At 27.6% G+C, this 13,260-nt stretch carries 15 protein-coding genes; 5 read left to right on the forward strand and 10 right to left on the reverse strand.

The features are described from left to right. Nucleotides 1–19 precede the first annotated feature (19 nt). The 4 genes from GQV94_RS00455 (at nt 20) to GQV94_RS00470 (ending at nt 3,777) form a co-directional block, all read left to right on the forward strand. Nucleotides 20–913 (forward strand): LysR family transcriptional regulator, encoded by an 894-nt coding sequence (locus GQV94_RS00455; RefSeq protein ID WP_200169027.1) that lies wholly within the window; start codon nt 20–22, stop codon nt 911–913. Between the two features lie 61 nt (nt 914–974). After that, nucleotides 975–1,355, forward strand: a complete 381-nt coding sequence (locus GQV94_RS00460; RefSeq protein ID WP_200169028.1) for a hypothetical protein — start codon at nt 975–977, stop codon at nt 1,353–1,355. Then, complete coding sequence (murA, locus tag GQV94_RS00465) at nt 1,355–2,611, forward strand: UDP-N-acetylglucosamine 1-carboxyvinyltransferase (RefSeq protein ID WP_200169029.1); 1,257 nt, start codon at nt 1,355–1,357, stop codon at nt 2,609–2,611. Before GQV94_RS00460 ends, murA begins: the two co-directional genes overlap by 1 nt. Next, nucleotides 2,608–3,777: a molybdopterin molybdotransferase MoeA gene (locus GQV94_RS00470; protein ID WP_200169030.1), complete on the forward strand. Its 1,170-nt coding sequence runs from the start codon at nt 2,608–2,610 to the stop codon at nt 3,775–3,777. The genes murA and GQV94_RS00470 overlap by 4 nt, the downstream gene beginning before the upstream one ends. A gap of 5 nt (nt 3,778–3,782) precedes the next feature. Here the strand turns inward: GQV94_RS00470 and mog are convergent, their stop codons facing one another. Together mog and corA are read right to left on the reverse strand one after the other, a co-directional pair. Beyond that, nucleotides 3,783–4,313 (reverse strand): molybdopterin adenylyltransferase, encoded by a 531-nt coding sequence (gene mog / locus GQV94_RS00475; protein ID WP_200169031.1) that lies wholly within the window; start codon nt 4,311–4,313, stop codon nt 3,783–3,785. Between the two features lie 9 nt (nt 4,314–4,322). Next, on the reverse strand, nt 4,323–5,297 hold the full coding sequence (gene corA / locus GQV94_RS00480) for a magnesium/cobalt transporter CorA (RefSeq protein WP_200169032.1): 975 nt from the start codon (nt 5,295–5,297) through the stop codon (nt 4,323–4,325). A 135-nt stretch (nt 5,298–5,432) separates the two neighbouring features. On the opposite strand from corA, the gene GQV94_RS00485 reads away from it, so the two are divergent. After that, nucleotides 5,433–5,897, forward strand: a complete 465-nt coding sequence (locus GQV94_RS00485; protein WP_200169033.1) for a DUF411 domain-containing protein — start codon at nt 5,433–5,435, stop codon at nt 5,895–5,897. 27 nt (nt 5,898–5,924) lie between these two features. Here GQV94_RS00485 and GQV94_RS00490 read toward each other — a convergent pair whose 3' ends face one another. The 8 genes from GQV94_RS00490 to GQV94_RS00525 all read right to left on the reverse strand — a co-directional run bounded on the left by GQV94_RS00490 (nt 5,925) and on the right by GQV94_RS00525 (nt 13,239). Further along, nucleotides 5,925–7,277 carry an L-serine ammonia-lyase gene (locus GQV94_RS00490; RefSeq protein ID WP_200169034.1) on the reverse strand — a complete coding sequence of 451 codons (1,353 nt, stop codon included), beginning with the start codon at nt 7,275–7,277 and terminating at the stop codon, nt 5,925–5,927. A 12-nt stretch (nt 7,278–7,289) separates the two neighbouring features. Continuing rightward, nucleotides 7,290–8,543 carry a serine/threonine protein kinase gene (locus GQV94_RS00495; protein WP_200169035.1) on the reverse strand — a complete coding sequence of 418 codons (1,254 nt, stop codon included), beginning with the start codon at nt 8,541–8,543 and terminating at the stop codon, nt 7,290–7,292. 154 nt (nt 8,544–8,697) lie between these two features. Next, the gene (gene map, locus GQV94_RS00500; protein WP_200169036.1) at nt 8,698–9,459 is read right to left on the reverse strand and encodes a type I methionyl aminopeptidase; all 762 of its coding nucleotides are present in this window, start codon (nt 9,457–9,459) and stop codon (nt 8,698–8,700) included. 12 nt (nt 9,460–9,471) lie between these two features. Next, complete coding sequence (gene murI / locus GQV94_RS00505; RefSeq protein ID WP_200169037.1) at nt 9,472–10,212, reverse strand: glutamate racemase; 741 nt, start codon at nt 10,210–10,212, stop codon at nt 9,472–9,474. Between the two features lie 2 nt (nt 10,213–10,214). Continuing rightward, nucleotides 10,215–10,697, reverse strand: a complete 483-nt coding sequence (locus GQV94_RS00510; protein WP_200169038.1) for a C40 family peptidase — start codon at nt 10,695–10,697, stop codon at nt 10,215–10,217. Further along, the gene (nhaA, locus tag GQV94_RS00515) at nt 10,698–11,876 is read right to left on the reverse strand and encodes a Na+/H+ antiporter NhaA (RefSeq protein WP_200169039.1); all 1,179 of its coding nucleotides are present in this window, start codon (nt 11,874–11,876) and stop codon (nt 10,698–10,700) included. After that, entirely contained in the window at nt 11,876–13,027 is a 1,152-nt protein-coding gene (nhaA, locus tag GQV94_RS00520) for a Na+/H+ antiporter NhaA (protein WP_200169040.1), read from the reverse strand. Before nhaA (GQV94_RS00520) ends, nhaA (GQV94_RS00515) begins: the two co-directional genes overlap by 1 nt. A 20-nt stretch (nt 13,028–13,047) precedes the next feature. Beyond that, on the reverse strand, nt 13,048–13,239 hold the full coding sequence (locus tag GQV94_RS00525; protein WP_200169041.1) for a putative motility protein: 192 nt from the start codon (nt 13,237–13,239) through the stop codon (nt 13,048–13,050). Between the last annotated feature and the right edge of the window lie 21 nt (nt 13,240–13,260).

Consider the following 13,260-nt stretch of genomic DNA (forward strand, 5'->3'; position numbering starts at 1 on the left):
TTAAAACAAGGAGACATCAATGAAAATTAAGGATATGGAGATTTTTTTAGATCTTTTAAATACGCAAAGTCCAACTTTAACCGCTAGTAATTTTTCCACATCTCAACCTAATGTTTCCATTATTATTAAAAATTTAGAAGAAACTTTATCAACAATACTTTTTGAACGCTTAGGAAAAAAACTTCTTCCTACATCAAAAGCTTTACTTATAGGAAAAATTTGGCTAAAACTTGTTGAAGATTATTATAAAAGCTTAGAAATAATAAATGATGATACAACTTTATTAGGTGAAATTAATATTGCATCAACTCAAAGTATTTCAGAATATTTTGTCAATGAAATTTTATTTAAATTTAAAGATAATTTTCCAAAAGTAAATGCACATCATCAAACACAAAATACACAAAAGAGTCTCCATCTTTTAAAAAATGGCTTAATTGAAATGGCTATTATAGAAACAAATATAGCACAAAGCTATATAGATCACGAATCTTTCATAAAGAAAGAATGGTATGAAGATGAATTAATCGTTGTAAGTGCCAATGAAGAATTAAAAAATAAAGAATTTTACATTGATGAACTTTTAGATAAAAAATGGATTTTTAGAGAAAAAGGTTCTGGCTTAAGAGATGCTTTTTTGAAAAAAATTGGCAAAGTATCTAAAAATTTTCCAATCTTTCTAGAACTTGATAGAGCAAATGCCATAAAAGAACTTATTTTAAAACAAGATGCTATTTCATTTTTTTCTAAAAAAGCTGTTGAAAGAGAGTTGCAAAATAATATACTTTACCCAATTAAAATAAAAAATATAAATTTAAAAAGAAAATTTTACGTGGTAAAAAGAAAAGATTATAGTTTTAACAGAGCTTTAGATAAATTTGAAGATTTTTTATTTGAATATAAAAATTTATAAGCTTAACTATGAAAAATATAATATAATTATTTTATATAAATCACTATTTTAAGGTATAAAAGTGTTATTTTTTGGTCATAAACTTATAAAAACGAAAAATTTTTTTCATGTAAAAGAAACGTATTTTCAAAATAATGCTATTAATTATTTTTTTTATAATGAAAATTTAATAGAAAAAGCTAAAAAAAATAATTATGAATTTGCAATACTTGCTCAAAAAAAAGATGATTTTTTCCTTTCTAATGCACTTGGGGCAAAATATATTATTTGTAAAGATGAAAAATTAGCTAAATTTGGAGCTAAAGTGGCTGAATTCTATCTTTTTGATTCTAAAATTTTGTTAATAGTTGATAATTTCAAAAATTTAGATAAAGTATTTAAACTCAAAATAGATGGTGTTATTTTAAATACTTTGATTAATTTTTATCTTCAAGGAAAATAATGACTTATTTGGAAATCGAAGGTGTTAATTGTTTATCAGGTAATATAGAAATTAGCGGAGCTAAAAATGCTGCTTTGCCTTTAATTGCTTCAAGCATTCTAGCAAAAAATGAAATTAAATTATCAAATATTCCTAACGTTGCTGATATTAAAACCTTATTTAATCTTCTTCAAAATTTAGGTGCTTATTGTGAATTTAAAAACAATACTGCCATTATTGATACAAGCACACTTAAAGAAACTGTAGCAAAATATGATATTGTAAGAAAAATGAGAGCTTCGATTCTTACTTTAGGACCTTTGCTTGCTAGGTTTGGAAATTGTGAAGTATCTTTACCTGGAGGATGTGCTATAGGACAAAGACCTATAGACCTACATCTTTTAGCGCTTGAAAAAATGGGGGCTAATATCCAAATAAAACAAGGTTATGTTGTAGCAAGCGGAAATCTTAAAGGCAATGAAATCATTTTTGATAAAATCACTGTTACAGGAAGTGAAAATATTATTATGGCAGCAGCACTTGCTAAAGGCAAAACAAAACTTATTAATGTTGCCAAAGAACCAGAAGTTATTCAACTTTGTGAAGTTTTAAAAGAAAGTGGATTAGAAATTAATGGCATAGGAACTGATGAAGTAGAAATTATAGGCACAGATGGAGAACTTTTAGAATTTAAAGATATACAAGTAATTCCAGATAGAATAGAAGCAGGAACTTATCTTTGCGCAGGAGCTATTGTTAATTCTCAAATTTCAATTTCTAAAAGCAATCCTTCACATTTGAGTGCTGTATTATCAAAACTTGATCAAATGGGTTTTAAAACCTTAATTGAAAAAGATACTATAACCCTACTTCCGGCAAAACAAATTTATCCTATTGAAATTTTAACAAGTGAATATCCTGGCTTTCCTACAGACATGCAAGCACAATTTATGACCTTAGCCTTAAAAGCTAATGGAACAAGTATTATTGATGAAAGATTATTTGAAAATCGATTTATGCATGTTAGTGAACTTTTAAGAATGGGTGCTGATATAAAGCTAAATGGTCATATCGCCACTGTTGTTGGGGGTAAAGAGCTTAATGCTGCTGATGTAATGGCAACTGATCTAAGAGCTTCTTCTGCGTTAATATTAGCAGCACTTGCAGCAAAAGGAACAAGTAGAGTGCATAGAATTTATCATCTTGATAGAGGCTATGAAAATTTAGAAGAAAAATTTAAATCACTAGGTGCAAAAATCACAAGGCTGGAAGAATGAAAAATATATTTCAAACTTTAGAAATTTTAGAAAAAAATATCAAAAGTATAAATGAATTTGAAATAATATCATTAGAAAATGCCAAAGATCGTTTTTTATTTGAAGATATAAAATCAAAAAAAAATCTTCCTTCTTTTGATAATGCAGCACTTGATGGATATGCTTTTAGATTTGAAGATAGGTTTAATGCCTTAAGTGTAAAAGGAACAATCTTAGCGGGAGATAAAGAAGATAAAAAAATAGAACAAAATGAATGTTATAAAATAATGACAGGATCTAAAATTCCTAGCAATGCTGATACTATTATTATGCTTGAAGATGCTTTTCTTGAAAATGACAAACTTATTATAAAAAAAGATATTAAACAATACAATGCTTATCGCTTTAAAGCAGAAGAACTTAAAGAAGATGAAATTATTTTAAAAAAAGGGGAAAAATTAGACAGTGCAAAAATTACCCTACTTGCATCTCAAGGAATTTACAAAATCAAAGTCTTTAGAAAAATTAAAATAGGAATTTTTTCAAGCGGAAATGAGCTCAAAGAACCTTGGCAAGAATGCGATAAAGATGCTATTTATAATGCTAACGCTCTTGGTATTTTTTCACTTCTTTTATGTCCTAGCTGTGAAATTTCTTATCTTGGAATTATTAAAGATAATTTTTTAGATACAAAAGAAGCTTTAGAATTTAATAATTTTGATCTTTTATTAACAAGTGGCGGAGCAAGTGTTGGAGAAGCTGATTTTATGGAAGAAGCTTTAAAAAAACTAAATTTTATTCCTATTTTTAAAGGAATAAAAGCAAGACCTGCTAAACCTAGTAAACTTTATTGTAAAGATAAAAATTATATTTTAATACTTCCTGGAAATCCTATGGCAGCTTATTTATCTTGCTTTATCCTTGCTTTAAAAATCATACATCTTTTTTGTTGCAATACTCAAAGTTACTTAAGCATTGAAGCTAAAATGGGAAAAGATTTAAAACTTAAATCGGGTAGAAATAATTTGATATTAGGAAATTTAGAACAAGATTTTTTCTATCCTATAAAACAAAATTTTGGTTCAGGAATGATTATGCCACTTATAAAAAATAATTTTTTATTTATAAGCAATGAAGAACAAGAATATATTAAACAAAATGAAAAAATTAAAATAATACTACTTTAATTTTTTCATTTTTTAGGACGAAACACTTTAATAACTTCTTCATTTGCTTCTATATAAGATCCACCAATTAAATCTATACAATAAGGGATAGCTGGAAAAACAGGCTCTAAACATTCTAAAATTGCTTTTGGATTACCTGGTAAATTTAATATAAAAGTTTTATTTCTAATCCCTGCAGTTTGCCTTGAAAGTATAGCTGTTGGAACATATTTTAAACTTTGCATTCTCATAAGTTCTCCAAAACCAGGCATCATTTTATCACATACAGCTTCTGTAGCTTCAGGAGTTACATCTCTTAAAGCAGGTCCGGTTCCTCCACTTGTTACAATAAAATCACACTCTTTTTCATCACTTAAAAAAAGTAATTTTTTTATAATTAAGTCATAATCATCTGGAATTAATTCTCTATGATAAATAATTTCATTTTTTATATATGAATTTAAAACTTTCTCAATTTGTGAAGTTGCCTTATCTTCATAGACACCACTACTTGCACGATCACTTAATGTTAAAATTCCAATATTAATTTTTTGCATTTTTTCTCCTTATAACCAACCTTTTTTCTTAAAAAATACTACTGGTAAAATAATAGAAATAATCATAATAAACAAAACCATAGGATAAGCATAATCTAGCTCAAGCTCTGGCATTTTTTTAAAATTCATACCATAAATAGTTCCTATTAAAGTTGGAGGCATCATAGCAACTGTTGCAACTGTAAAAAGTTTAATGATTTTATTTTGTTCTATATTTATTTGACTTGCTAAGATAGTTTGAATATTATCTAAAATATTTAATTGAGATACACTAAATTCAACTAAAGAATTTAAATCTTTTAAAACTATAACTAAATTTTGTTTAATATCTTTATCTATTTTATCACTTTTTAAAAGCGAAGTCATAGTTCGTCTTTTATCAAACAAAGAATCTCTTACTTCCATATTTAATTCTTGTAAATTAGAAATATCTTTTAGCATTTTATCATAACTATATTCATCCTTTTTTTCTAGGACACTGATTCTTAATTTTCTAGCTTCTTTATCAATCCACTCTAGTAAATCAGCATCTTTTTCGACCCTTACTTCAAAAATCTTATCAATAATATCAAAACCATCTTCAAAATTTTTAGGACTTGCTAATATTCTTGCTTGTATTTCTGCAAAAGTACTAAATTCACTATATCTTATAGTAAATAAAACACTGCTTCTAGTTATAAAAGTAACAATTTCTGTATTAAAATTAATATCTTTTCTTTTATTGTTATTTAGTTCTTTTATTAAAAAATGTGCATTTATTGTAATAGTAGCATTATCTTCCCAATACTTTGCACTAAGTTCGATTTCTTCTCTTTCTTCCTGACTTGGAAATTCGATATTAAACTTTGATGAAATGTATTGTATTTCATCAATACTTGGATAAACAAGATCAATCCATAAAATATTATCTGGTAATTCATCTTTATTAAATTCAAAATCAATTCTTTTAACTAAAGTATTTTGTTTAATATAAATATGCAACATTTTTTTTCCTAAAAAAAATATAAAATTAAAATAGCTCTTAAAAAATTAAAAAAATATTATTATTTATATCCTTATTTAATTTAAATTTACATAAATAACTTATTATTTTATTTTAAAATATTAAAGGAGTAATGAATGAAAAAAGCGATATTAAATTTTTGCTTAATTGCCCCATTAAGTCTTTTAGCTGCTACTAAAACTATTGAAGTTTATGAAAGTCCAACTTGTGGTTGTTGTGATCTTTGGGTTTCATATATGAAAAAAAAGGGTTATGAAGTTAATGTCCATAAAACAAACGACTTTCTAAAAATTAAAGAAAATTATAAAATCAATCCATACTATCAAAGTTGCCATACAGGTGTTATTGATGGCTATGCCATTGAAGGGCATGTTCCAGAAGATGCTATATCTTGGCTTTTAACTAATAAACCAAAAGATGTAATTGGAATTTCTGCGCCTGGCATGCCACAAGGAAGTCCGGGAATGGAACAAGGTTATGAAGAAGAATATCCTGTAATCTTAATGTATAAAGATGGATCATATAAAATTTTTGCATATTATAAGGGTGAAAAAATTGTAAAAAACGTAAACAATAAATAAGCTTAGCAAAAAAGCTAAGCTAAAGACTCACGAAAGATTTGTCGCAAGACCACCTAGTGAAGTTTCTTTATATTTATAATTCATATCTTTACCTGTTTCATACATAGTTTTAATCACTTCATCAAGAGTAACCATTGGAGTGCTTTTTCTGGTCATAGCCATTCTTGCAGCTGAAATTGCTTTAATTGCTCCAAATGCATTTCTTTCTATACAAGGAATTTGAACAAGTCCAGCAACAGGATCACAAGTAAGCCCTAAATGATGCTCCATAGCAACTTCTGCGGCATTACAAGCTTTAAAAGCATTGGCCCCTAAAACAGTTGCCATAGCTCCAGCTGCCATAGAACTAGCACTACCTATTTCTGCTTGACAACCAGCTTCAGCACCACTAATACTTGCATTTTTCTTATAAAAAGATCCAATAAGCATTGCACTAAGTAAAAATTCCACAACCTTATCATCATTAAAACCAACAGTATGATGTTTAAGATAAAGCATAACAGCTGGAACAACAGCACAAGCTCCGTTAGTAGGAGCTGTTACGACTTTTGCCCCACTAGCATTTTCTTCTGCAATTGAAATAGCATATAAAGAAATAAAATCAATAATACCAATAGGATCAGTAGTTAATTTTACTCTCTCTTTTAAACCTTTAGCTCTTCTTCTTAAGTGAAGTTTTCCTGGTAGGTATTCTTCTGTTGGATGTGTACCATTATGATACGCCTCTTCCATTACCCTCCAAATTTCTAAACAATAATTTCTTATTTCTTCTTTAGTATGAAATTGTAATTCATAATTGTAAGAAAGTTCATATAAATTCCAATTATTTTTTTCACAAAGCTCTAGCGCTTCTTGAGCATTATTGATTTCTAAATCTAGTTTTTGTTTTTTAACTTCTGAACCGGAATTTCTTTGTTCTAATTGTTCCTTAGTTAAAACAAAACCACCGCCAATAGAATAATAAATTTCTTCATCTATAAGCTCATTTTTATCATTAAAAGCTTGTATTTGCATACCATTTTCATGTAAAGGTAAAAATTCCTTCGAAAAAATTAAGTCTTTATCATAAAAAAAATCAATCTCTTTTTTATTGCAAAGATTAATTTTATTATTTTTTAAAGCATTTTCATTGACTTGACTTTGAATTTGAGAGTTTATATTTTTCGCTTCTAGGCCATTTAACCCCCAGATTACAGCTTTGTCAGTTAGATGTCCTCTGCCTGTTAGAGACAAAGAACCATAAAGAGTAATTTTAAGTTTCTGAATATTTTCTAGTTTTTGTTCAATTTTTTTACAAAATAAATTTCCTGCTAACATAGGTCCTAAAGTATGCGATGACGATGGACCTACGCCAATTTTAAAAATATTTAAATTACTCATTTTTGCCACCTTTTAAGATAAAAGTCCATGAATCGCAGCTGAAATTGCAATAAGTCCAATGATAACAATAAAAATATCTAAAGCTTTACTTCTAAATTTTTTCAATAAATCAAAACGATAAATACAATAAACAGGCATTAAAAAAAGTAATATCGCTAAAACAGGACCTCCTATAGACTCTATAATACCAATAGCACTAGGATTTTTATATGCTACAAACCAAGCAATAAGAAAAGTAAAAATACCTGTAATAGTATTAGCAATTTTTCCTTGAATTTTACCATCTGAAATTTTATATAAAACTCCATTCAAACCTTCTTGAGAGCCAAGATAATGACCTAAAAAGCTTTTACTCATTGCAACAAGTGCTATAATTGGAGCAATGTATGCTAAAAATACAGCTTCTGGAAAACGATTAGCTATATAAGTTAAAATATTAACATTTTGCATTTTAGCCTGAGTAAAATCTTCAGGAGTTAAACATAAGGCACAAGAAAATACAAAGAACATTACCACTACAACCATTAACATAACAGAACGTGAAATGATTTTAGAAGCTTTTATTTCGGCTTGATCGCCATATTCTTTTTTACAAAAACAAGCCAAAGAAGAAATAATAGGAGAATGATTAAAACTAAAAACCATTACTGGTACCACTAGCCATAATGTTACCCAAAAATTTGACTCTCCTAAAGAACTAAAACTAACATTTTGAAAAATAGCACCATTCCAATGAGGAATTAAAAATAGAGAAATTACAACAAGCATAAGAATAAAAGGAAAAACCAAAAGACTCATAGCTTTAGTTACAATTCCTTCGCCAAGTATTGAAACAAGCATTAAACCAGCTACAATAAAAAATGAAATTACTAATCTTAAACTATTAATATATTGTGCTTCCATTCCAATTTGATTGATTAAAAATTCAATTAAAGTAGTTGTTAAATTAGCACTATATACCAATAATATAGGTAAAATTGCAAAAAAGTATAAAAGGGTAATTAAGAAACCACCGCCTTTTCCAAAATATGTTTCCGCAACAAATGTAATATCATCTCTAGGATTTGAACTTGACAACACAAAACGAGAAAGGTTTCTATGAGCAAGATAAGTCATAGGATATGCTAAAACAAGTATGACAAGCAAAGGGAATAACCCACCTAAACCAGCATTAATAGGTAAAAATAAAACTCCTGCACCAATAGCAGTTCCAAATAAAGAAAGAATCCATCTTAGATCATGTCCTGTTAATTTACAAGAATCCATATTAATTTCCTTTTTATTTAATATCATTTTATTCTATCAAACTATTAATAAATACAAAATGTTTTTCTAAGTAAATTTCTTAAAAAATGTAACTTTTTGAAACAAAAAATAGTAATTTTATATAATTTATTTAAAATTATTTAATAAATATTTATTAAATATTTAATGATAGAATTTCAGCTTTATTATTAATTATAGCAATACAATGTTCATAATGTGCCGTATTAAGCTCATCTATACTTCCAGCATCCCATTTGCCATTAAAATGTTTTGGAGTTCCTTCTTTTTGGCAAATCATAGGTTCAATACAAAAAACCATTCCATTCTTCATTTTAGGTCCACTCTTAGCATTAGCACCATTTTCAAGATAATTTAAAATTTCTGGTTCACTATGCGGTTTTCTTCCAATTCCGTGTCCACAATAACCTTTTAATGGAACAAAACCTCTTTTTGCTATAAATTCTCCCAAAGCTGCAGAAAGTTCTTTAAAACGCATTCCTTGAGAAATTATATCAATAGCATAATACAAGGTGTCTTTGGCACAAGAAATTAATTCCTCATCTTTTTTGGAAATTTTACCTATGGGAATAGTTCTAGCAGCATCTCCATAATATCCATCAAGAAAAGTTCCAACATCAATACCTAAAATATCGCCTTCTTTAATGATTTTTTCATCAGGAATGCCATGTATGCAAACTTGATTCAATGAAGTGCAAATAGCACCAGGAAAACCATAAAGTCCTTTAAAAGATGGTTTAGCTCCATTTGAAAGTATGAAATCTTCAGCCATTATATCGATCTCTTTTAAACTCATGCCAGGTTTAATTTGCTGTTCTAAAAAATCTAAAGTTTTAGCCACTATTTGATTTGCTTTTCTTAATTTTTCTATTTCTGCTGGTTTTTTAATTTCTATCATTATTTATCCTTTTTAAAAATTAAGCCATTTTTTAGCAGCAATTTTTAAATAATCAACATTGCTAGAAGCATAAAATTCAATTTTAGACTCCTTAGATGGTCTTAAAGTGTAATATTTTTTTAAAAATTCCACCATAGAGTCGCCAGAATGTATTAATTTTATATCATCTCCAAAATATTTTTGCAAAGGTTTTGCAAGAAAAGGAAAGTGAGTGCAAGCCAAAATTAAAGCATCTGGATGTTGGATATCTTTAAAATAATAATCAAATATACTACTCAAAACCTTATTTTCAAAAATTCCCTCTTCTACCAAAGGTACAAAAAGTCCTGTTGCTAAAGCTTGAATTTGAGTAAATCCTTCTAATGCTAAACGCTTTTGATATTCTTTTGAATCAATTGTTGCTTTAGTCGCTATAACTAAAATTTTTTTATTTTTATCTATGATTTGTTTTTTGGTTTCGTTAATACCAGCTTCAATTACTCCAAAAATAGGAAAGGAAGAATTTTGACGCAAAGTATCTAAAGCATAAGCACTGGCTGTATTGCAAGCAATAATTAAAAAATCAACCTTATGTTGTTTAAAAAAATCAAGAGCTTCAAGACAAAATTTAATAATAGTTTTTTTATCTTTTGTTCCATAAGGAACGCGTGCAGTGTCTCCATAATAAATCATTTTTTTAAATAATTTTGAATTATATAAAGATTTTAAGACGCTAAGTCCCCCTATACCGCTATCAAAAACTCCAATTTTCAAAACTAAAAAACCTTTAAATTATAACGTCTAGCTCCAATATAACGCTTTTTCCAATATGCATTATTTAAAGAAGCCTCTTTTGCTCCACCTTTGGTAGATAAATGAATAAATTTATTATTACTTAAATAAATTCCTACATGCATACCATTTGGACCTCTACCAGTTTTAAAAAAAACTAAATCTCCAGCTTTAAGATTTTTTTTTGAAATACTTTCTCCCGATTCAAGTTGTGTTTTTGTAGTTCTTGGAATACGAGTTTTAAATTCAAATAAAACGCTTTGAGTAAACCCTGAACAATCGGCACCTTTTTTTGTGGTTCCACCAAGTTTATAAGGAGTTTTTTTCCATTCTTTTGCTATTCTTTGAATTTTGGTTTCAACGATATTATAATTTGCAAAACCTAAGCTATTATTTTGTTGATAAATACTACATCCAGAAGTAAGAAACAATACTCCTAAAAAGAAAATCAGATAAATTTTATTCATCTAAATTTCTTTTTTAGAATTTGCAAAAAATTTTAAATAAATAAAACCAAAAATTCCAGAACAAAAAGAAGCAATTAATACAGATAAATTATCAGCATAATGAAAAATATCACTTACTTCATAAGCTAAGCCATCTATAAATAAGCTCATAGTAAAACCGATACCTGTTAAAATACAAACTCCATAAAGTTGTTTTAAATTAGCTCCATAAGGTAAAGAAGCTAATTTAAATTTAATAGCCAAATAAGAAAATAAAAATACTCCAACTTGCTTTCCTAAAAAAAGTCCTAAAAATATACCTATGCTAACTCCTGAAAAAATAGATCCGATTGTAATATTTGATAAATTCACTCCCGCATTAGCAAATGCAAATAAAGGTAAAATAATAAAAATTAACCAAAATCTTAAACTTTCATCAATTTCCTTTAAAAATGGCTGCCCTTCTTTTGTATGCATTGGAATAAAAAAAGCTGTAATAATACCAGCTAAAGTAGCGTGAACTCCACTTTTTAAAACACTTAGCCAAAGAATAGCTGAACAAATAAAATAAAAAGATTTTCTTGTATTCCCAAGTAAATTTAAAATAAACATAACAAAAATAGCAATACCTGCCACAATAAAAGCAACAATAGAAAGTTCAGTTGTGTAAAAAATAGCTATAATTAAAATAGCTCCAACATCATCAAAAATAGCCAAAGATAGTAAAAATACTTTTAAAGATGCCGGAATTTTTTTACCGACCATCATTAAAATAGCTAACGCAAATGCAGTATCTGTAGCAGTTGGTATAGCCCAACCTTTAAGAGTATAAGGATCTGTTATATTAATTAAAACAAAAATAGCCGCAGGAACTATAATACCGCCCAAAGCTGCAAAAAAAGGCAAAACAATATTTTTAGGATTTCTAAATTCTCCCTGAATAAATTCTTTTTTTAACTCAAGTCCTATTGAAAAAAAGAATATAGATATCAAACCATCATTTATCCAAAGTAATAGTGGCTTATCTAAAGCAAAATTTCCTACACTAAAACCAACATTTACATTAAGAAATTCTCTATAATGTTCACTTAAAAAACTATTTTGGATACATAGAGCAAAAATAGTACAAACTATTAGCAAAACTCCACCAAAAACTTCACCAGATACTATTTTTTTTATTTTATCCAAAGTTTCATTCATTATTTACTTACCACTTTTAAATAAATATAACCAAATACAGCACTTAAAAAACTTGCTATTAATATAGCCAATCGATCGCTATGTTCAAAAATGTCACTATTTTTATAAGCTAAACCGTCTATAAATAAACTCATAGTAAAACCAATACCCGTTAAAATACAAATACCATAAAATTGTTTATAACTTACTTTATCAGGCATTGAAGCTAATTTAAATTTTATAGCCAAATAAGAAAATAAAAATACTCCAACTTGCTTTCCTAAAAAAAGTCCTAAAATAATACCAAGACTTACAGGAGAAAAGACAGAGGCTAAATGCATACTTTTCAAATCAACACCAGCATTAACAAAAGCAAATAAAGGTAAAATAAAATAAATCACCCAACAATTAAGGCTTTCATAAACTTTATGTAAATAAGGCTTATTATCTTTTGTATCCAAAGGGATAAATAAAGCTATAATAACCCCAGCTAAAGTAGCATGAACTCCGCTTTTTAACATCGCTACCCAAAGAATAACTCCAATTAAAACATAAAAAGGAAGATGCGTTATATGAAAATAATTCAAAAAAAGCAAAGCAATAATACATACCAAACAGATAATTAATGCAAATAAAGAAATTTGATCAGTATAAAATAAAGCAATGATAATTATCGCACCTAAATCATCAAAAATAGCTAATGAAAGCAAAAAAAGTTTTAAACTAGAAGGAATTTTATCACCTAAAAGCATTAGAATTCCTACAGCAAAAGCAATATCTGTAGCTGTTGGTATAGCCCAACCTTTCATTGCAAATTCATGCGAGTGATTGATTATTGAAAAAATTAAAGCTGGAAGTATCATTCCGCCTAATGCACCAAATATAGGTAAAGAAACAGACTTAATATTTTTAAGCTGACCTCTTAAGATTTCATATTTTAATTCAAGCCCAATACACAAGAAAAAAATAGCAATCAATCCATCATTAATCCATAATACTATAGGCTTTGAAAGCTCAAATTCATTAAAGCCTATAGTAAATTGTATGGCTAAAAATTTATCATACAAGTCTATAAAAGAAATATTTTTGCAAAATAAAGCAAAAAAAGTGAAAAATATCAATAAAATTCCAGGAAATGTTTCACTTAAAATAAATCTTTTAATAGCTTGCATTTTACTCCTTAAAATAATACTCAGGCATAAATATCAAGGTTAGAATTTAAAGCCGGTTGAGAACTATTTGTAGGAATAGAGCCTTGAGGATTTGCTGCCTCTAAACCATTAATAAGTTCAGCCATTAAAGCTTCATTGGAGTCCATTGTCTTTTTTAAAAGCGAAGTATTTATTGTCGCCATTAAAGAAGCATTACTTATATCTGAAATCATTTTTTCTCCTTTATTTGAGCT

Source organism: Campylobacter sp. TTU_617 (assembly GCF_016599045.1).
Taxonomy (GTDB): Bacteria; Campylobacterota; Campylobacteria; order Campylobacterales; family Campylobacteraceae; genus Campylobacter_D.

Bases quoted from the DNA above. Each gene is read 5' to 3' on its own strand.
- nhaA (WP_200169039.1), bottom strand. From the start codon at position 11,876: ATGAATGAAACTTTGGATAAAATAAAAAAAATAGTATCTGGTGAAGTT.
- GQV94_RS00525 (WP_200169041.1), bottom strand. From the start codon at position 13,239: ATGATTTCAGATATAAGTAATGCTTCTTTAATGGCGACAATAAATACT.
- GQV94_RS00485 (WP_200169033.1), top strand. From the start codon at position 5,433: ATGAAAAAAGCGATATTAAATTTTTGCTTAATTGCCCCATTAAGTCTT.
- corA (WP_200169032.1), bottom strand. From the start codon at position 5,297: ATGTTGCATATTTATATTAAACAAAATACTTTAGTTAAAAGAATTGAT.
- nhaA (WP_200169040.1), bottom strand. From the start codon at position 13,027: ATGCAAGCTATTAAAAGATTTATTTTAAGTGAAACATTTCCTGGAATT.
- GQV94_RS00455 (WP_200169027.1), top strand. From the start codon at position 20: ATGAAAATTAAGGATATGGAGATTTTTTTAGATCTTTTAAATACGCAA.
- murA (WP_200169029.1), top strand. From the start codon at position 1,355: ATGACTTATTTGGAAATCGAAGGTGTTAATTGTTTATCAGGTAATATA.
- GQV94_RS00490 (WP_200169034.1), bottom strand. From the start codon at position 7,277: ATGAGTAATTTAAATATTTTTAAAATTGGCGTAGGTCCATCGTCATCG.
- GQV94_RS00470 (WP_200169030.1), top strand. From the start codon at position 2,608: ATGAAAAATATATTTCAAACTTTAGAAATTTTAGAAAAAAATATCAAA.
- GQV94_RS00510 (WP_200169038.1), bottom strand. From the start codon at position 10,697: ATGAATAAAATTTATCTGATTTTCTTTTTAGGAGTATTGTTTCTTACT.
- map (WP_200169036.1), bottom strand. From the start codon at position 9,459: ATGATAGAAATTAAAAAACCAGCAGAAATAGAAAAATTAAGAAAAGCA.
- GQV94_RS00495 (WP_200169035.1), bottom strand. From the start codon at position 8,543: ATGGATTCTTGTAAATTAACAGGACATGATCTAAGATGGATTCTTTCT.
- mog (WP_200169031.1), bottom strand. From the start codon at position 4,313: ATGCAAAAAATTAATATTGGAATTTTAACATTAAGTGATCGTGCAAGT.